The organism is Desulfitobacterium sp. (genome assembly GCF_982384815.1).
Genome location: NZ_CEVWNY010000004.1, coordinates 36,429 through 55,016 on the forward strand (window position 1 = coordinate 36,429; position 18,588 = coordinate 55,016).

The 18,588-nt window shown below is 46.2% G+C and carries 22 protein-coding genes, 2 tRNA genes and 2 other annotated features; of the genes, 21 read left to right on the forward strand and 3 right to left on the reverse strand.

The genetic code is table 11. The features are described from left to right. Window positions 1-32: 32 nt before the first annotated feature. On the forward strand, window positions 33-1,376 hold the full coding sequence (gene radA / locus AC1U9U_RS01535) for a DNA repair protein RadA (RefSeq protein ID WP_479958787.1): 1,344 nt from the start codon (window positions 33-35) through the stop codon (window positions 1,374-1,376). Window positions 1,377-1,607: 231 nt separating this feature from the next. Here radA and AC1U9U_RS01540 read toward each other — a convergent pair whose 3' ends face one another. Next, on the reverse strand, window positions 1,608-2,000 hold the full coding sequence (locus AC1U9U_RS01540; protein WP_479958788.1) for a nucleoside triphosphate pyrophosphohydrolase family protein: 393 nt from the start codon (window positions 1,998-2,000) through the stop codon (window positions 1,608-1,610). Between the two features lie 386 nt (window positions 2,001-2,386). Between AC1U9U_RS01540 and AC1U9U_RS01545 the strand changes: the two genes are divergently transcribed. The 10 genes from AC1U9U_RS01545 (at window position 2,387) to rlmB (ending at window position 11,469) form a co-directional block, all read left to right on the forward strand. Then, on the forward strand, window positions 2,387-2,863 hold the full coding sequence (locus AC1U9U_RS01545) for a CarD family transcriptional regulator (RefSeq protein WP_479958789.1): 477 nt from the start codon (window positions 2,387-2,389) through the stop codon (window positions 2,861-2,863). An 84-nt stretch (window positions 2,864-2,947) separates the two neighbouring features. Then, entirely contained in the window at window positions 2,948-4,108 is a 1,161-nt protein-coding gene (locus AC1U9U_RS01550) for a PIN/TRAM domain-containing protein (RefSeq protein ID WP_479958790.1), read from the forward strand. Then, the gene (gene ispD / locus AC1U9U_RS01555) at window positions 4,101-4,796 is read left to right on the forward strand and encodes a 2-C-methyl-D-erythritol 4-phosphate cytidylyltransferase (protein WP_479958829.1); all 696 of its coding nucleotides are present in this window, start codon (window positions 4,101-4,103) and stop codon (window positions 4,794-4,796) included. Before AC1U9U_RS01550 ends, ispD begins: the two co-directional genes overlap by 8 nt. A 13-nt stretch (window positions 4,797-4,809) precedes the next feature. Continuing rightward, a complete protein-coding gene (gene ispF, locus AC1U9U_RS01560) occupies window positions 4,810-5,292 on the forward strand; it encodes a 2-C-methyl-D-erythritol 2,4-cyclodiphosphate synthase (protein WP_479958791.1) in 483 nt (160 codons plus the stop codon). Window positions 5,293-5,443: 151 nt separating this feature from the next. Further along, complete coding sequence (gltX, locus tag AC1U9U_RS01565; protein WP_479958792.1) at window positions 5,444-6,904, forward strand: glutamate--tRNA ligase; 1,461 nt, start codon at window positions 5,444-5,446, stop codon at window positions 6,902-6,904. Between the two features lie 171 nt (window positions 6,905-7,075). Then, window positions 7,076-7,276, forward strand: a binding site (T-box leader). A 30-nt stretch (window positions 7,277-7,306) separates the two neighbouring features. Next, window positions 7,307-7,990 carry a serine O-acetyltransferase gene (gene cysE / locus AC1U9U_RS01570; RefSeq protein WP_479958793.1) on the forward strand — a complete coding sequence of 228 codons (684 nt, stop codon included), beginning with the start codon at window positions 7,307-7,309 and terminating at the stop codon, window positions 7,988-7,990. Between the two features lie 4 nt (window positions 7,991-7,994). Beyond that, window positions 7,995-9,431: a cysteine--tRNA ligase gene (gene cysS, locus AC1U9U_RS01575; RefSeq protein WP_479958794.1), complete on the forward strand. Its 1,437-nt coding sequence runs from the start codon at window positions 7,995-7,997 to the stop codon at window positions 9,429-9,431. A 106-nt stretch (window positions 9,432-9,537) separates the two neighbouring features. Next, window positions 9,538-10,011 (forward strand): Mini-ribonuclease 3, encoded by a 474-nt coding sequence (locus AC1U9U_RS01580; protein WP_479958795.1) that lies wholly within the window; start codon window positions 9,538-9,540, stop codon window positions 10,009-10,011. 24 nt (window positions 10,012-10,035) lie between these two features. Beyond that, window positions 10,036-10,707, forward strand: a complete 672-nt coding sequence (thyX, locus tag AC1U9U_RS01585; protein WP_479958796.1) for an FAD-dependent thymidylate synthase — start codon at window positions 10,036-10,038, stop codon at window positions 10,705-10,707. A 24-nt stretch (window positions 10,708-10,731) separates the two neighbouring features. Further along, the gene (gene rlmB / locus AC1U9U_RS01590) at window positions 10,732-11,469 is read left to right on the forward strand and encodes a 23S rRNA (guanosine(2251)-2'-O)-methyltransferase RlmB (RefSeq protein ID WP_479958797.1); all 738 of its coding nucleotides are present in this window, start codon (window positions 10,732-10,734) and stop codon (window positions 11,467-11,469) included. A gap of 134 nt (window positions 11,470-11,603) precedes the next feature. Here the strand turns inward: rlmB and AC1U9U_RS01595 are convergent, their stop codons facing one another. Next, the gene (locus AC1U9U_RS01595) at window positions 11,604-12,035 is read right to left on the reverse strand and encodes a hypothetical protein (protein ID WP_479958798.1); all 432 of its coding nucleotides are present in this window, start codon (window positions 12,033-12,035) and stop codon (window positions 11,604-11,606) included. A 275-nt stretch (window positions 12,036-12,310) separates the two neighbouring features. Between AC1U9U_RS01595 and sigH the strand changes: the two genes are divergently transcribed. From sigH to rplL, 10 genes are all read left to right on the forward strand, one after another. After that, complete coding sequence (gene sigH / locus AC1U9U_RS01600) at window positions 12,311-12,964, forward strand: RNA polymerase sporulation sigma factor SigH (RefSeq protein ID WP_479958799.1); 654 nt, start codon at window positions 12,311-12,313, stop codon at window positions 12,962-12,964. Window positions 12,965-13,169: 205 nt separating this feature from the next. Further along, window positions 13,170-13,253 (forward strand) — tRNA-Tyr (locus AC1U9U_RS01605). Between the two features lie 184 nt (window positions 13,254-13,437). Then, window positions 13,438-13,512, forward strand: a tRNA-Met gene (locus tag AC1U9U_RS01610). Between the two features lie 134 nt (window positions 13,513-13,646). Next, a complete protein-coding gene (gene rpmG, locus AC1U9U_RS01615) occupies window positions 13,647-13,796 on the forward strand; it encodes a 50S ribosomal protein L33 (protein ID WP_479958800.1) in 150 nt (49 codons plus the stop codon). Between the two features lie 174 nt (window positions 13,797-13,970). Next, the gene (gene secE / locus AC1U9U_RS01620) at window positions 13,971-14,192 is read left to right on the forward strand and encodes a preprotein translocase subunit SecE (protein WP_479958801.1); all 222 of its coding nucleotides are present in this window, start codon (window positions 13,971-13,973) and stop codon (window positions 14,190-14,192) included. Between the two features lie 74 nt (window positions 14,193-14,266). Further along, window positions 14,267-14,794, forward strand: coding sequence for a transcription termination/antitermination protein NusG (gene nusG / locus AC1U9U_RS01625; RefSeq protein ID WP_479958802.1), 528 nt, complete (start codon window positions 14,267-14,269; stop codon window positions 14,792-14,794). A 31-nt stretch (window positions 14,795-14,825) separates the two neighbouring features. Further along, entirely contained in the window at window positions 14,826-15,251 is a 426-nt protein-coding gene (rplK, locus tag AC1U9U_RS01630; protein ID WP_479958803.1) for a 50S ribosomal protein L11, read from the forward strand. A 49-nt stretch (window positions 15,252-15,300) separates the two neighbouring features. Continuing rightward, on the forward strand, window positions 15,301-15,993 hold the full coding sequence (gene rplA, locus AC1U9U_RS01635; protein ID WP_479958804.1) for a 50S ribosomal protein L1: 693 nt from the start codon (window positions 15,301-15,303) through the stop codon (window positions 15,991-15,993). A 64-nt stretch (window positions 15,994-16,057) separates the two neighbouring features. After that, window positions 16,058-16,193, forward strand: a sequence feature (ribosomal protein L10 leader region). A 91-nt stretch (window positions 16,194-16,284) separates the two neighbouring features. Beyond that, on the forward strand, window positions 16,285-16,815 hold the full coding sequence (rplJ, locus tag AC1U9U_RS01640; protein ID WP_479958805.1) for a 50S ribosomal protein L10: 531 nt from the start codon (window positions 16,285-16,287) through the stop codon (window positions 16,813-16,815). Between the two features lie 136 nt (window positions 16,816-16,951). After that, window positions 16,952-17,329, forward strand: coding sequence for a 50S ribosomal protein L7/L12 (gene rplL, locus AC1U9U_RS01645; protein ID WP_479958806.1), 378 nt, complete (start codon window positions 16,952-16,954; stop codon window positions 17,327-17,329). A gap of 99 nt (window positions 17,330-17,428) precedes the next feature. Here rplL and AC1U9U_RS01650 read toward each other — a convergent pair whose 3' ends face one another. Beyond that, window positions 17,429-18,565: a response regulator gene (locus tag AC1U9U_RS01650; protein WP_479958807.1), complete on the reverse strand. Its 1,137-nt coding sequence runs from the start codon at window positions 18,563-18,565 to the stop codon at window positions 17,429-17,431. Between the last annotated feature and the right edge of the window lie 23 nt (window positions 18,566-18,588).

Below are 18,588 nucleotides of genomic sequence, written 5' to 3' on the forward strand. Positions count from 1 at the left end.
ATTTAGAATAACCCTTGAAAGGGGGGAGTTTGTTGGCAAAGGTGAAGACGCGGTTTTTCTGCCAAGCCTGTGGTCAAGAAAGTGCTCGCTGGTTCGGAAAATGTCCGGGCTGTGGGGAATGGAATACTTTGGTGGAAGAGGTCCTGGAGCGTTCGACGAGCAAGCGCACACTCTCGGGAGTCAAAGCAACCCCTTTGACCGAGATTCAGATCCGGGAGGAGGAGCGGGTTAGTTCCGGAAGTCAGGAGCTGGATAGAGTTTTAGGAGGAGGCGTTGTACCGGGTTCTTTTGTCCTTTTAGGGGGAGAACCGGGAATTGGCAAGTCTACCCTCTTATTGCAGACGGCGGGTTTGTTGGCTAAGACCATGGATGTGCTCTATATTTCCGGAGAGGAATCGGAAAAGCAGATCAAGCTGCGGGCAGAGCGTTTAGGGATTAAAGAATCCCGTTTGCATATTTTAACGGAGACTCGTTTGGAGGTTGTTCGGGATTTGGCTGTGGCTATGCGACCGGCTTTATTAATCGTGGATTCCATTCAGACCATGGTTTTAGAAGAGCTTCAAGCAGCGGCGGGCAGTGTCAGCCAAGTCCGGGAGGGTGCGGCCTTTTTAATGCGGTTTGCCAAAGAAGAAGAGATCCCTATTTTTTTGGTGGGCCATGTGACCAAGGAAGGTGCCATTGCCGGACCTAGAGTCCTTGAACATATTGTGGATACGGTCCTTTATTTTGAAGGGGACCGGCATCATGTGTACCGGTTGCTGCGGGCCGTAAAGAATCGCTTTGGCTCCACCAATGAAATCGGGGTTTTTGAGATGCATGAAGATGGCTTGGTGGAGGTGACTAACCCTTCCCGAGTCTTTTTAGGAGAGAATTCCGCCACTGCCCCCGGCTCGACCGTGGCGGTAGTCATGGAAGGGTCCCGGCCTATGCTGGTAGAGATTCAGGCATTAGTCACTCCCACTGCTTATGGACCGCCGCGGCGAACTACTACGGGAATTGATTTCAATCGGGTGCTGATGCTTTTGGCCGTTCTGGATAAAAAAGTAGGTTTTCATCTTGGAGCCCAGGACGTATTTATCAATATTGCCGGTGGTATTCGCATCGACGAACCGGGGGTGGATCTGGCTTGTATTGCCGCTATTGCCTCCAGTATGCGGGAATGCCCTCTGAAGCGCTATGCCCTGATTGGGGAAGTGGGACTCACCGGCGAGGTCCGCGGGATTTCTCAGATTGAGAACCGGGTGAAAGAGGCTATGAAGCTTGGTTTTGAGGGCTGTATCATTCCCCAAGTCAATGCCGCATCTGTAAAGCCCCCGGGAAATTTTACGCTTATTCCGGTCCGGACAGTGGAAGAAGCGGTACAAGTAATGTTTTGAAACTAGGGTGAAACAAGGGGACAGGTCCCTTGTTTCAGAAATTATGTCATCCTGAGCATCGGTGAAGCATGGCGAGTAGAGGCGGCAAAGGAAGGTCCTTCAAAATAAAAAAGCCGTACTCCACAAGTAACGGCTTGAATGTCTAACTGAAATTTCATGCTGGTGCCAAAGGATCAGGGATGGGTTTGAGTCGGAATATTTGTAGGGAACGACTCCTGTGTCGTTTCTCGCTTAGGTGAGGTTGAAGATGGTCAAGGTGGAGAGCCGGTTTTCTTCCTTTTCAATTACTTCATTTAGAGAAATACCCAAGGTATTTGCCAAGGCGGCTATGTAAAAAAGCTGCTTACCGAGTTCGGTTTCTATAATATCCTTGCAATTTTCGCAAAGCTTGCCGTCCAATTGGCTGTCTAGCAAATTCTTTAAGTCACTCAAACCCGCTTCTTCCGGCAAGGGCTTCTTATGGGCATCGATACCTTGGCAGCCGCAATTGGTTACGGTCTTCACTACGGCCCGATTCACGCGAGCGGAGGCTTCTTGGCTTTTGGTCAGAATGTCCAAAATGCTTTGGTGGCGAATTAAAAGGGATTGAACGTGAGCTTGATAGCGGTCTGTGAGATTTTCCATTGAGTTTTCCTCACTCCTTTCTGACATCTTAATTATAGCGAGGTGACAGGTGCGTTGTCAATTTTCTACAGACTTGACAGATCAAGTGATTCTTAGCTTGAGACGGAGTATACCTAAAAGGAGTGCTTACTCCGGCTGAAGCTTAGAAGAGCTCTCCACGCCGTGCCCGAGTCAGCCGTTACCTCAGCGTCACCGTCAGAGCCATACGACCGGTAGTCATCGGAAAAAATAGAGTGCCTCCCTGAGGACTATCTCTGATGGTCGCTTCCTTGCAAGACAGGAAACAGGAAAATGAAATTGACAGAATAGCTTGTCTATGATATAATTAAAAAATTTTTGACCCCCAATTCAATTATTGTTATAATGAAATATAAGGGGGGATCGGAATGTTCGATATTGGTGATAAAGTGGTGTACCCTATGCATGGTGCGGGTGTGATTGAGTCTATCGAAGAGAGGGAAGTTTTGGGAGAATTTCATCAATACTATGTCATGAATATCCCTGTAGGGAATATGAAGGTCTATATACCCTTGAACAATGTTACTCAGTTGGGCATTCGGGGAGTGATTTCGCCTGAGGAGGTTCCTCGGGTCTTTGAAATATTAGAAAATGAAAGCACCTTGCCTACTTTAGCTTGGAATAGGAGATACCGGGCTAATCTGGATCGGATCAAGAGTGGGGATATATATTCTGTTGCGGAGGTGGTACGTAGTCTATTTCAGCGGGACCGGGAGAAGGGTCTTTCTACTGGGGAGAAAAAGATGTATGATAATGCCTATCAGATTCTCGTCAGTGAATTGATCCTTGCAGAAGGTATCCAGGCAGAGGAGATGGATGAGCGAATAAAGGGACTTCTTGCCTAAAATTTCGAATTGAAAATAACTGGGAATAAGGAGTATAATGGAAAATGGTTTCAGCCAAAATATAATTATAAAGGAGGTGAAATGATGATTCGCAACATTGTACGCGGTATCATCACCATATTATTTGGGGCTTTAGGATTTTATTTGGACGTTATTCTCTTAAGGCTCAATCTGCTTCAATCCTTAGGGTGGGAGTTTTCCCCGATTTGGACTTATGTAGCGATGGTAGCTGTTTTTGCAGCTATTGGTTTTCTGATTGCTCCGGTCAGCATTCGAGTTTTTCTTGGGACTATGTCTTGGCTCGATACTCGCATGACCAAGGTTCCTACACACGATTTGATCGGTGGAGCAATTGGGGTTATTATCGGACTTATAATTGCTAGTTTATTAAGTGACGCCGTAAGAGCGATTCCGATTATCGGTTCTGCTGTCTCCATTATTTTAAGTGTTTCTTTTGGTTACTTAGGCCTGATTATGGGTGTTAAGCGTAGAGAAGAAATATTTGGTTTTTTCACTTTTCTCCCTAAATTGAAAGGAGAGAAAGGTGATAAAACTAAGAGTAAGGACGGGGCCTCAGTGGCTGCCGCTCAGCCCAATTATAAAATTCTGGATACCAGTGTGATTATCGATGGACGGATAGCCGACATCGTGCAGACCGGGTTTTTGGAAGGGACACTTTTGATTCCGACCTTTGTCCTCGAAGAGTTGCAGCATATTGCCGATTCTTCTGATCTTTTAAAACGCAATCGGGGCCGGCGAGGTTTGGATATCTTAAATCAAATTTCCAAAGAAAAGTTGAATAACAGTGTGGAGATCATGGAAGTGGACTTTGACGATATTGCCGAAGTGGACAGTAAATTAGTCCGGTTAGGGCAAAATCTTGATTCGCCGATTCTTACTAATGATTATAACCTGAATAAAGTGGCGGAACTGCAAGGGGTTAAGGTTCTTAATATTAACGAATTGGCCAATGCCATTAAGCCTATTGTTCTTCCCGGTGAAGAAATGGAAGTACAGGTAATGAAAGAAGGCAAGGAACTAGGTCAAGGTATTGCTTATCTTGATGATGGCACGATGATTGTGGTGGATACCGGCCGTCGTTATATGGGACAAACCATTACCGTATTAGTAACCAGTGTTTTGCAGACTGCTGCCGGACGAATGATTTTTGCAAAGCCGAAAGCACTTGCCGAAAAAAAGTCGGTTGGCCTGTCAGCGACGAATGAGGTGAATGTCCTTGGTTAAGTTGGGTGTGGTAATCCCTGCTGCAGGCCGAGGAAAACGCATGGGAGCCTCAATCAACAAGCAATTCCTGACCTTAGGGGGTCGTCCGATTCTCGCCCACACCCTTGCTCTTTTCGAGCAATCTGATTACGTGGCCGAGATCATCATTGTCGGCTCCCAAGGGGAACTGGAACGAATCAGGGACTTGGTTCAGACAGATGGATTGCGAAAGGTTTCCGCAGTTACCCTAGGTGGTAAAGAACGACAAGAATCAGTATTTGCAGGGGTAAAAGCTCTTAGCCCATTGATCAAAAGGGTGGCGGTCCATGACGGGGCTCGCCCCCTTTTGACGTGCTCTGAACTAAACCGGTTTTTTACAGAGGCGGAAAAATTTAGGGCTGCCATCATGGTTGTTCCGGTAAAGGATACCATCAAAAAGGTGGATTCTCAAGGCAGAGTCCTCGAGACCCCTCCTCGGGAAACCTTGCGGGCTGTGCAGACTCCTCAGGTTTTTGACCGTGCTTTACTTGAGGAAGCACATCTTAAAGCCATAGAGGCAGGCTATTTGGCAACAGATGACGCCGCCTTAGTGGAATGGCTGGGTTACCCGGTCCAAACCCTGCCGGGCTCAATGGCAAACATCAAAATAACCACCCCTGAAGATCTGGACCTAGCTGAATCCATCCTCGGCAAACGCCAGTTAATTTAAAGGAGAAATAATTATGCTTAGAGTAGGGATTGGCTATGATGTTCATGCTCTGGTGGAAGGACGTCCACTGATATTGGGGGGGATCGAGATTCTCCACGAAAAAGGCCTTTTAGGCCATTCGGACGCGGATGTCTTAACTCATGCCATTATGGATGCTTTGTTGGGGGCCTTGGCTCTAGGAGATCTGGGGAAACATTTCCCTGATACAGATGAGCGGTATCGGGGGGCTTCCAGTATTAAGCTTCTGGAACATGTGATGACCCTAGTGGAAGAACGTGGATACCAATTGGGTAATTTGGATTGTATAATCGCTGCCCAACGCCCTAAATTGGCTGCTTACATACCGCAAATGCGGGAAAAATTGGCCTTTACCCTCAAAACTACCTTGGAAAATGTATCTGTTAAGGCCACAACTACGGAAAAGTTGGGCTTTGAAGGCCGCGAAGAAGGAATAAGCTCCCAAGTAATCGTATGCTTGTTTAGAAAGAACGAATAATATATACCGACGGGTGGGACAGGTTCCTTGTCCTCAAAATATGGTCAAACTGAGCACCAGCGAAGTATCTTGACCCCAACAATCTCACAGTTATCTTACACACAAACCGAATGAAATATTGATCAGCTAAATTAATTCTAGGAGGATCCTTATGCTAAAAGTTCGTTTTGCCCCCAGCCCAACCGGTCCCTTACATATTGGCGGGGCTCGGTCGGCCCTCTTTAACTACCTGCTGGCCCGTAAGGAAAACGGGGTGTTTATCGTGCGCAGTGAGGATACGGATCTGGAGCGTTCCAGCCGGGAGTCTGAACATAATATCTTAGAAGCCTTGCGCTGGCTTAATATTCAATGGGATGAAGGAATCGAGGTAGGCGGCGATAACGGCCCTTATCGGCAAACGGAACGCCTGGCTCTTTATCAGGAATATACCGATAAGCTCTTGGCCGGTGGTGATGCCTATTATTGTTACTGCTCGGAAGAGGAGCTGGAGCAGGAGCGTCAGGATTTGATCGCTAAAGGAGAGACCCCGCGCTACCTTGGTAAATGCCGCAATTTGACGGAGGAAGAACGTAAACGTTACGAAGCGGAAGGTCGCAAGCCGGTGGTTCGTTTCCGGGTGCCCGAGGGTCAACAAATCATCATTAATGATCAAGTGCGGGGAGAAGTGATTTTTGACAGCGACGGCATCGGTGATTATGTAATCGTCAAATCCGATGGCATTCCAACCTATAATTTTGCCGTGGTCATAGATGATACTACTATGAACGTTACCCATGTTATTCGCGGGGAAGAGCACCTTTCCAATACCCCTCGCCAGGCGTTGATTTATCAGGCTTTGGGATTGTCTGCTCCTGAATTTGCTCATATTTCCTTGATTCTTAATACTGAAGGAAAAAAAATGAGCAAGCGGGATGGGGATACTGCTGTGATCGATTATCAGGCCAAGGGGTATTTGCCTGAGGCTGTGGTGAACTTTATTGCTCTCATGGGTTGGTCTCCCGCCGGGGAGGAAGAGTTCTTTACCCTTGAGGAAATGGCTCAAGCCTTCTCCTTGGATCGGGTCTCCAAGAGTCCTGCTGTTTTTGACCTCAATAAATTAAACTACATGAATGCGCATTATATTAAAAAGGCAGACCCGGACCGTCTGACGGATTTGGCTATACCTTATCTTCAAGAGGTCGGCGCGATTCCCCAGGGAGAGCTTGCTCAGCAGGAGCGGGCTTGGGTAACTCATTATGTCCAGGCGATTATTAACCATCTATCTTACTTGGCGCAAGTCAAGGATTTTGTCCATTACTTCCAAGGCGGAGAAGCTATGGTGCCGGAAGGCGAAGCTCTGGAAATCCTGCAAGGGGAGCAAGTTCCGGCAGTTCTCGATCTTTTCGTGGAAAAACTAAAGGGACTGGATGCTATTACCGTAGATTCGGTAAAGCCTTTGTTTAAGCAAATCACTAAGGAACTGAAGCTAGGTGGTAAACAAGTCTTTATGCCTATCCGAATTGCTTTGACCGGGCAAATGCATGGACCCGAGCTTTACGATCTTGTACCTCTCTTGGGTCTGGATAACGTCCTCAGTCGTTTAGAGGGAAGCAAAAAATATTTGGCCACCTGAGCCCGGACGTGTCAACTAGACTGCATAGGTGCTAAAGCACCCATGGAAGTCTCCTATGTTGACAGGATTCAGCAGATTTTTTATACTAACAACATGAACCTTAGTTGCATATAATGCAATCGAGATTATTTTTCTGTGCTAAAACTTGCGACTACTGCAAGCATATTGAGATTGAACGTGATGAAGGGAAGAGTAGAAAGAATTCTTTGCCTAGAGAGGATGGATAAGGTGGAAGCCATCCCAAAGGAACTTTTGAAGTGCACCCCGGAGCGAGCGAAGAATGGGCATTCTTCCGTAGGGCTGCGTTAAGGCTTTAAGTGGAACAGGAAACTGTTCAAACAGAGTGGAACCGCGGAAATCTTCGTCTCTGGACGATAGGTTTCCGTTTTTTCTATTATTTTGATGAAGGTGATATATGTGTTTCGCCAAGTAAAGCAGGATATTAAGGTGATTTTTGACAGAGATCCGGCGGCCAAAAGCATGGTGGAAGTTATCCTTTGTTACCCGGGTCTTCATGCCCTTATTGCCCATCGGCTTGCTCATTATTTATACAAAAAGAAGCTGATTTTACTTCCCCGGCTCATTTCTCAAGTCTCCCGGTTTTTTACCGGAATCGAGATCCATCCCGGTGCGAAAATCGGCCAGGGTCTCTTTATTGATCACGGTATGGGCGTGGTCATCGGGGAAACGGCTGAGGTGGGGGATAATGTGACCATTTACCAAGGTGTAACTTTAGGCGGGACCGGTAAAGAAAAAGGAAAAAGACACCCGACAATTGGGAATAATGTATTTATCGGTTCAGGGGCTAAAATATTGGGTTCGATTAAAATCGGCGATAATGTTAAGATTGGAGCAGGCTCGGTAGTGAACAAGCCTGTGCCCAGCAACACTACGGTGGTGGGTGTGCCGGGAAAAGTAGTGGCCCGGCATGGGGTTCCCATTAAGGAGCTGCAAGTGGTCACAAAATCAGTATGTAATAAGGAGATCAGGGTAGAAGAAATGCCGGATCCCGTTCAAGAAATGCTTCAGTATCTGACAGACCGAATTGAAAGCTTGGAGAAAAAATTAAAGGAAAAGGAGAGCTAAGCCCATGTCTTTGCGACTCTACAACACTATGAGCCACCAAAAAGAGGAATTTAAGCCTCGGGAGGAAGGCAAGGTGGCCATGTACACCTGCGGGCCAACGGTGTACAACTACTTTCATGTGGGAAATGGACGGATGTTGGTTGTTTTTGATATGATCCGTCGTTATCTTCTTTATAAAGGCTATGATGTAACTTTTGTTCAAAATTTTACCGATATTGACGATAAAATCATTCAGCGGGGCCATGAAGAGGGTATGGATCCCCTGGAATTAGCACAAAAATATATTGAGGAGTACTTTGCGGATGCGAAGGCCCTTAACCTCATGCCGGCAACCATTCACCCCAAAGCCACTGATCACATTCCGGAGATGATCGAAATTATTAAGGGTTTGGAGGAATCGGAACTAGCCTATGCTGTTGAAGGGGATGTTTACTTCGCAGTGGATAAGCTCCCCACTTACGGTAAGCTTTCCGGCCGAACTCTTGAGGATATGCAGGCTGGGGCTCGGGTGGAAGTGGGGGAACGCAAACGCCATCCCATGGATTTTGCCCTATGGAAAAGTGCCAAACCCGGAGAGCCTTTCTGGGAAAGCCCCTGGGGAAAAGGTCGCCCCGGCTGGCATATTGAATGCACCGCCATGTCCCTGAAATACCTGGGGGCCGGCTTCGATATTCATGGTGGCGGTGGGGATCTGGTTTTCCCTCACCATGAAAATGAAATCGCCCAATCGGAAGGCTATCTCCACGGCGGGACCTTTGCCCGCTATTGGATGCATAATGCCTTCTTAACTGTGAATCAGCAAAAAATGTCGAAGTCCTTAGGCAACTTTTTTACCGTCCGGGAAATTTTGGAGCATTTTCCCGGCGAAGTGATCCGTTTCTACCTCTTAGGTACCCATTATCGCAGCCCCCTGGACTTTGATGATGAGAACCTGCGGATGGCGCAAAAAGGCCTGGAAAGGCTCCAAACCAGTATCCGCTTAGCTGATGAAGCCCTAGGCCGCCAAGGTCAAAAGGCCGCTAATGAGGCGGCTGAGGACAAGCTTAAGAACGCGGCGGAAGAAGCTGGAAGAGAATTCGAAAGTGCCATGGACGATGATTTTAACTCAGCCCTGGCTTATGCCGGTCTTTTTGAACTGGGAAAAGCCATCAATGCCCATGTCCAAGCTTATCCTTACAGCTCAGCGAGCCTGCTTAAAGCTAGAGCTACCCTTTGGGAATTAGGGGATGTGCTGGGTTTTGACTTTGCTAACCCTGCCCAAAATGGGGAAGGGTCTAATGAAAAACTGAAAGAAGTCATGGAATTGCTTCTGGAAGTACGGGCCATCGCCCGCGAAAAGAAGGATTGGGAAATGTCCGATCTTATCCGGGACCGCCTGAAAGACTTAGGGGTTATCCTTGAGGATACTCCCCAAGGTGCCCGGTGGACTCTGAAAAATTGACAAGTTTGGTGAGTGAAGAAAAAGGCATTTTGTTAAAGGTTACTTAAAGAGCTTAGATAAAAGTTAGTAAAGTTTTGAAAGGAGGTAGGGTATTCTGTCCGAACCTATGCCGAGATCATGGCAAGAGATGAATGCCCTTACCCTAGCCTATTTAGGAGATGCGGTCTATGAACTATGGGTCAGGACTCATCTCTTAAGTTTAGGTCATGTAAAGGTTAAGGAGCTTCACCACCTCGCCACCCAATATGTCCGCGCCGGGACCCAAGCTAAGCTCCTTCATCACCTCCTCCCGGACTTAGATGAGCAGGAAACCTCTGTGGTTCATCGAGGGAGAAACGCCAAAGGTGGTCATCCTAAAAGCACTGATGTGGTGACCTATCGCCATGCCACAGCCTTTGAGGCCCTAGTGGGCTATTGGCAATTAACAGATAATCGGGAGCGGATGTTCTGGGCCTTTAATCAGGTAGAAGGATTTATCCCGAATGAAGAAGATGAAAAGGTTAATGGCGAGTTCCCGGTGGAGGAAGAGACTCACGATGAGGAGGCTCCTAACATGGCACAGTTTGATATTGACTGCTAGAGAGGAAAATAGGGGGGAAGATAAGTGAATGTTGAACTGATTCAATACACTCCGGACCCGGAAAAGGTTATTGCGGCGGCTGCTCGCTTATGCTATTCGCCAGATCCGGTTCCCGAGCTGCTGGAAAGATTGGACGATGAAAGGGCAGCCGGCTTTGTGCAAAAACTCCGCTCCATGGGGCATCTTTCGCCCTTTGAGCATGTGAGCTTTCAATTCTCCATCGATGGTGTGTCCCGTGCCTTGTCCCACCAACTGGTCCGCCATCGGATCGCCAGTTACTCCCAACGCTCCCAGCGTTATGTGAAAGAAGCAGGGTTTGAGTTCGTCACACCCCCGAGCATTCGCCGCAACCCTCAAGCCTTAGAGCGGTTTGAGCGGATTATGGCCAACCTGCAAGAGGAATACCAGGCCTTACTGGAAGTAGCCCCTGCCGAAGATGCTCGCTATATCTTACCTAATGCCTGCACTACTTCCTTAATGGCCACCTTTAATGCCAGATCATTAATGAACTTCTTCGAACATAGAACTTGCATGCGTGCCCAATGGGAAATCCGCATAATGGCTGAAAAGATGCTGGACCTAGTTCGCGAAGTGGCCCCCAACGTCTTTGGACAAGCCGGCCCCACCTGCGTTACCCAAGGAGTCTGCCACGAAGGAGCCATGAGCTGCGGTCGGATCAAGGCGTTGAAGAAGTAGACAAACGAAAGGGTGACCCAACTAATGAACGATGAAATCGTATACGGCCGTAATGCCGTCTGGGAACTTCTCCAGTCCGGCAAACCAGTCAACAAACTCCTCTTCCAATCGGAAGGTACCGGCGGTCGCTTCCAGGACATGGTCAGCCATGCCCGTGGCCAAAAGATCCCTTTCCAATTCGTAGATAAAGCCGCCCTGGACCGCTTGACTGAGAAAACCAAGCATCAAGGGGTGCTGGCTTATGTCTCTCCCCGTGAATACGCCGAAGTGGACGACATCCTCGCTCTAGCAAAAGAAAAAGGTGAAGACCCCTTCATCCTTGTGCTGGATGAAGTGGAAGACCCTCATAATCTCGGAGCTCTCATTCGCACCGCCGATGCGGCAGGTGTCCATGGGGTCATTATCCCGAAGCGGCGTAGTGTCTCTTTGACCTCCACTGTGGCTAAGACCTCGGCCGGTGCTGTGGAGCATGTCTTGGTGGCTCGGGTAGGGAATCTGGTCCAGACTCTCAAAGATCTCCAAAAGGCCGGTTGCTGGGTCTCCGGAGCGGAAGCAGGGGGAACAGAGGTTTATCGCTCAGATCTTACCGGGGCAAGAGTCATCGTGGTAGGCAGTGAAGGTAAGGGACTGAGCCGCTTGGTCAAGGAGACCTGTGATGAAATAGTGAGCCTCCCCATGAGAGGAAAGATCAATTCTTTGAATGCAAGTGTCGCCGGGTCAATCTTACTGTACGAAGTTGTCCGCCAACGCAATCTACGATAGGGCTATAGATATAACGGTTCTAAAGGAATAGTGAAACGCAAAGCGGGACAGAAAAAAGCTCCTCCTTGTAATTGACAGTTATATTATTTATACTGCCTACCACAAGAGGGGCATATCAATAATCCCGAAGAACTCTAGGGCAATATGGGGCTGAATTCTATCCGCGCCGGTAAGGCATGAAGTGGGAAAGCAACAACGATCACGCTTGAATTTGAAGATTCGACAATGTTATGGGGAGTGCGGTTGGGTTCAAGAATATATTTGTTAATCGGGGTCCATACAATCTCACCATAGCCTGTTGTTTGTTTACGGAATAACTCATACTCTTTACGCATCCTTTTCTCAAATCGAGCTAAGGTTGCAGGCATTTCTTTAATGAAGCCGGCTTCGGGAGGAGAATAATAACTCGGTGGAGTGATACTATATTCTTTATATAATTTCTCCATGACTTCGTTTTTCGTGGTAAGGTTGCCGACCCTTTGGTCAATGTCATTTGCAGTTGCAAACACAGAGAGTAAGAGGACTAAGAATGTAATGCAACAAAGTGTAATAAATGATTTGCTCATCGTTCATCCCTCCTTTATTCTTTGGCATTAGTTTAATATGAATAATGATAAGGAATCAACCATATTTGGAAGATTCGGTAAGTTTCTAAGAATTGATACAACAAAGTCCTAAGCCAAAAAGCCTAAACTCAGCTTGTAGAGTGCATGAGACGACACAACATCTAAAACTTCGCCTTGACGCTTCCGAATTTCCCAAGGTATAATGAGTATGTTCTTGCGGACAAGTGCGATATCCATTGCAACATCTTCATCACCATGATACGGGAGGGATCGCTTTGACACTTAACGCCCAAGTCGAAGTGTTGGTAGAGTGCGACACGAATGAAGTCATTGTGGATGAAGAAGTCGTAGAGCTGGCCAAAAACGGTGATGCCGAAGCACAGGAGTACTTAATTAATAAGTACAAGAATTTTGTTAGAGCAAAAGCAAGATCGTACTTCCTCATTGGGGCAGATCGTGAAGATATTATCCAAGAAGGGATGATTGGGCTCTACAAAGCGATTCGAGATTTCCGTGGTGATAAGCTCTCTTCATTCCGAGCTTTTGCGGAGCTGTGCATTACCCGGCAGATTATCACAGCCATTAAGACAGCTACTAGGCAGAAGCACATCCCATTGAATTCGTATGTGTCCTTAAATAAGCCAATCTATGACGAAGATTCGGATAGAACCTTACTGGATGTGATTTCGGGAACGAAGATAACTGACCCCGAAGAACTGATCATCAGTCAAGAAGAATTCGATGATATCGAAGAAAAGATGGGTGAAATCCTTAGTTCTTTAGAGTGGAAAGTCCTGATGGCTTATCTGGAAGGAAAGTCCTATCAAGAAATAGCGGTAGATCTACATAGGCATGTCAAATCTATTGACAATGCTATCCAAAGGGTTAAAAGGAAATTGGAACGCTACTTGGAACGCCGGGATGAGTAAGCTCTGAGGTTCGAGGTTCAGGCTAGTGATACGGCTTGAGAAAAGAGTTTTTATTTATGCCGAGATTTATCAGTACCAGGTATCGAAATTTTGAATTAAGAATTAATTAAAGTATCATGGCCGACTCTAAAGTCGGTTTTTATTTTGGGGAAATAACTGTATACTTTTTCGCCAAGATGGTATATACTATATAAGTGATGCATCTGGGTAGGTGGCCGAGTGGTTAAAGGCGGCAGACTGTAAATCTGTTCCGAGAGGTACGGTGGTTCGAATCCATCCCTACCCACCATACTCGAAGTTCGTGGTGCGAGGATCGGGGTACGGGGCTTAGCTCTGTATTAAGATTGTAGTGCTGCAATTAGTACAATAATGATACGCGAATTTTTGAGTAATAAAATTTAGTAAGAGGAATACGAGAGTTCGATCATCGAACATCGTGCCTCGAATATCGTACCTCGAATATCGATTATCGTCGCGGAGTGGAGCAGCGGTAGCTCGTCGGGCTCATAACCCGAAGGTCGTCGGTTCAAATCCGGCCTCCGCAACCAAAGCAATAATTCCCTAGGCCAAAGCCTAGGGCTTATTTTTTTCAAATTCTTGACATGATAATTTACTTGTGATAATGTATTATGAGCATGGATTGAATGCGGATTTTTAGTTGTGCCCAGGGAGGTGTTCGTAAATGCGTGTTGGCATTACTTTAGCTTGTACTGAATGTAAAAACCGGAATTATGCTTCTATTAAGAATAAGAAAAACAACCCGGATCGTTTGGAGATCAAAAAGTATTGTAAGTTTTGCAAGACCCACACAGCTCACAAGGAGACTAAGTAATTTTTGCCTTGAGGTTTGGGCAATTATTTTTTCTTTTTCCTAAATGTCTGTACGCCGGGCTGCGTTGGCTATTAAGAAAGAATAAGTTTGTGGACGCATAACGCAACTAAGGCAGCCGCCAAGTATTGTTTATTAGTAAGGGTGGTTTTTAGAGTCTTGTAAGGATGTGATTGGATGGGCGCAGTTAAGAAGCAAACGAATGCTCCTGGCACAAGAGAGAAGTCTACAGAGTACTTCAAAGGAGTATGGAGTGAACTTAAAAAAGTACACTGGCCAGACCGTAAACAGCTTTTGACGTATACAGGAGTGGTTTTAGTCGCTGTAGCGATCGTAGCCGTGTTGCTGTGGATCGTGGATAGCGGGTTCGGTATTGTAATAACCAAGATTCTCGGATAGGTACTTAAACTAGCTTACCTTAATCCCTTGTCAAGTTAGTTTGGGGCCTGGTATTGGAGGTTCCTGTTCGAAATATGACAAAGAACTGGTATGTTATTCACACTTATTCCGGCTATGAGAATAAGGTGAAGACCAATCTTGAAAAACGCGTAGAGTCCATGAATATGGAAGATAAGATCTTCCGTGTTCTTGTTCCCATGGAAGATGAAATTGAAATCAAAAATGGGAAGAAGAAAGTCGCCAAACGTAAGGTTTTCCCAGGCTATGTTCTTGTGGAAATGGATATGACGGATGATTCATGGTATGTGGTACGCAATACGCCGGGTGTGACAGGCTTTGTCGGAACCGGAGCGAAGCCGATACCTTTGCTGGATCATGAAGTTAAAGCCATCTTACGTCAGATGGGTGTGGAGGAAGTCCGTACCCGTGTGGATTATACAGTTGGTCAAAATGTACGCGTCACATCGGGTCCTTTTAAGGATTTCATCGCTACCGTTCGGGAAATCCTTGAAGATAAAGGAAAACTACGGGTTTCTGTTTCCATGTTTGGCAGGGAAACCCCGGTAGAACTTGATTTTGCTCAGGTCGAAAAAGTCGACTAAAGCTTAATTACCCTATTAAGGAGGTGTAAATATGGCAAAGAAAGTTGTTGGTTTGGTTAAATTAGCTATTAACGCAGGTAAAGCAAATCCGGCACCTCCGGTTGGTCCGGCACTCGGTCAGCACGGGGTCAACATCATGGCCTTCTGCAAAGAGTACAACGAGCGCACCAAGGATCAAGCGGGATTGATTATTCCGGTTGAAATTACCGTCTATGAAGACCGTTCCTTTACCTTTATTACCAAAACTCCGCCGGCATCTGTGTTATTGAAAAAGGCTGCGAACATTAACTCCGGTTCCTCAGAGCCTAACCGTAAAAAGGTGGCTCAAGTGAGCAAGGCTAAAGTTCGTGAGATCGCCGAAACTAAGATGAAAGACCTCAATGCAGCAAGCGTTGAAGCAGCGATGAGCATGGTTGAAGGTACTGCACGCAGTATGGGAATCACCATCGTCGAATAATTATTACGTGGGAGGGGCAAGCCCCGAAGAACCACTAGGAGGTTAAAGAATGGCCAAAGTAGGAAAAAACTATCAAGAAGCAGTTAAAGCTTTTGACCGTGCTGCTCTTTATGAGCCTACTGAAGCTTTAGCTATCGTTAAAAAGGTTGCTAAAGCAAAGTTTGACGAAACGGTAGAAGTAGCATTTAAGCTCGGTATTGATACTCGTCATGCTGACCAACAAATCCGCGGAGCCCTGGTGCTTCCGAACGGAACCGGTAAAACCCGCACTGTTTTAGTTTTCGCCAAAGGCGACAAAGCTAAAGAAGCTGAGGCTGCCGGTGCAGAGTTTGTCGGTGCGGAAGATATGATCGCCAAAATCGAGCAAGGTTGGTTTGGTTTTGATGTTGTTGTTGCGACTCCCGATATGATGGGTATGGTCGGTAAACTGGGTCGTGTGCTCGGTCCCAAAGGACTTATGCCAAACCCCAAAACCGGTACTGTAACCTTTGAAGTAGCAAAAGCTGTCAAAGAGATCAAAGCCGGTAAGATTGAATACCGTGCTGACAAAGCCGGCATCATTCATGCCCCAATCGGCAAAGTTTCCTTTAGCGAGGAGCAACTCTATGAGAACTACAGAGTTCTTGCTGAGACCTTAGTTAAAGCGAAACCGGCTGCAGCAAAGGGTCAATATATGCGCAGTGTTACCGTCTCCTCAACTATGGGACCCGGAGTGCGGATTAACCCTGTCAAAGCTCTGTAAGTAGATTCACATATTGTCTGGAATACTTCTTGACAGGTTTGCATAGATAAGATATACTCTACTAGAATTGAATAACCTTCCACTGTAGACAGCAGGGGCTTTTAAGCTTAATGTCCTGCCGAGGTTGGAGAAATAGCCTTAAGTTTATTATTGGGCCTTCTTAACCTCTGCAGTCAAAGCGGAGGTTTTTTGATTAGTGTGGGCAATCCACGCAGTGGACATGTCAACTAGACAGCAGATGATTTACATCTGCAGTAAGTTTCCTATATCGCCGGAAGGAGGTGGACTTAAATGCCAAATATCGAAGAAAAAGCACAAGTGGTTGCTGAGATTAAGGAAAAGCTCCAAAGCTCCTCAGGGGTGGTTCTCGCAGACTATCGTGGTTTGACCGTTTCCCAAGTTACTCAATTGCGTGCCCAACTGCGTCAAGCGGGAGTGGAATATCGCGTATTGAAAAACACTTTGGTTCGTCGCGCAGCTCATGAAGTCGGTATCGAAGGTTTGGATGGTTATCTTGAAGGGCCTACAGCCGTTGCTTTCAGTGCCGATCCCGTCGCTCCTGCTAAAGTATTAGCTGATTTTGCTAAGGCTACAAAGGTCAAGACCTTTGCTATCAAAGCAGGTGTTGTTGAAGGAAAAGTCGTTGACGAAGCAGGAGTTAAAGCGCTTGCAGAGCTTCCTTCTCGCGAAGTTCTTCTTGCCCAAGTTCTACGAGGAATGCAAGCACCCCTCGTCGGCATGGCCAACGTACTTCAAGGACCGATCCGCAAAATGGGTTATGCCTTGGAAGAAGTGCGTAAGCTCAAAGAAGCCCAAGCATAAGCGGGGTTCCAAGTATGATGTTCGAGTTATGATGCTCCGGCCTTGCCAAAAGGCATCCTAACTGAATAATAAGAAGATCAAAACTGACTCAAAAACAAAAATTAATTTAAAAGTGATATTAGGGAGGAAAATTTCAATGTCTAAAACTGCTGAAATTCTTGAAGCCGTAAAAGGCTTAACCGTTCTCGAGCTTGCCGAGCTCGTCAAAGCTTTCGAAGAAGAATTTGGTGTAAGCGCTGCTGCTCCTGTTGCTGTGGCTGCTGCTCCCGGCGCTGCCGCTGCTGCTCCTGCTGCTGAAGAAAAAACTGAATTCGATGTTATCCTTACTAACGCTGGTGCTTCCAAAATCAACGTGATCAAAGTTGTTCGTGAAATCACCGGTCTCGGCTTGAAAGAAGCTAAAGAACTCGTTGACGGCGCTCCAAAGCCTGTTAAAGAGAAAATTAGCAAAGATGATGCAGAGGCTATCAAAACTAAGCTTACCGAAGCTGGTGCAACTGTCGAAGTTAAGTAATTTGCCCATAGGCAACAAAGGTGCTCTCCAAGTGCGGAGGGCATCTTTTTTTAGGCGTAACAGCAGCACGGTTCATTATGATTATTGTAAGCGTGTCGGTCAGCTTGAATTTGGATTGTCCATGAATGCACTGTACAGAGCTTGTATAGATTTGCCTGGCTCAATGCCCAATTCAGCTTTGAACAGTGTCTGTACGGCATGATAATGCGTAATAAAGGCGACCCGATCCTCTTTTAAGAAATAACACCTTAAAAGCATTTCATGGACAGATTCATCTAAAGGAGATCTTTCAAGGATACTGTGCAGAAGTTTTTCCGCCTTGCGATAATCATTGCGGAACATATAATACTTAACGGCGGAAGAAGAAAGTTTGCAGTATTTCTGATAAAAGTCGCTTCTTTTGGACAAAGACCATAGATAGTCATTTTCCTCTAAGTAATCCCCTCGATAGAGGGATAAAGCCTGTTCATATTTTTCAATGGTACTTTCATCCACAGGAATAGAGGAAGAAGCACAGCTGTTAAACTCAACTATATCGATATAAGTCTGAGGAAGGCTCAGCCAATAGCATCCATTACTAAAACTTAACTGAAAAGGGATATTAGCCGAGGCCAATATCTTTTTTAATTTGTAAACGGTAGTGTGAAGTTGAATATCTACCTTTTCTATATTGTATTCCGGCCAAAGTGCCTCACAGATTCGCCACTTGGGAACTTCTTTTTCCAGATTTTGCACCATAAAAGCAAAAAGCTCTTCGGACTTGGATGTCCGCCATTTCACAGGCTTTTTGCTTGTAGGACCGTACACAGTGAATTTGCCAAAGCTATAAATGCCCCCTCCGCCTGTAGCTTCTTGGGTGGAGTTTTCCGATAATCCTCTTATTTTGACTAGACGCTCGATAGCTTTCTCTACGTCTTTCTGGGAGAGGGGCTTAAGTAAATAATCCAAAGCATTGACCTTAAAGGCGTTCAGAGCATATTGATCATAGGCGGTAACAAAGATGATTTCAATATTGCTGTTCATAGTCTGAATATAACCGGCAAGCTCCAGACCGCTTGTTTCCGGCATCTCAATATCAAGGAAAGCAACATCCGGTCTGGTTTGCTTTAGATAGGTTAAAGCATCCGCCGACCTGAGAAAGCTGGCCACAACCGTGATCTGTCCGGTTCTTTCCAACAGGATCTTCAGAACATTAATCGCCGGTTCTTCATTTTCTACAATAATCGCTTTCAGCATAGAAACTCATCTCCAAAAGCATT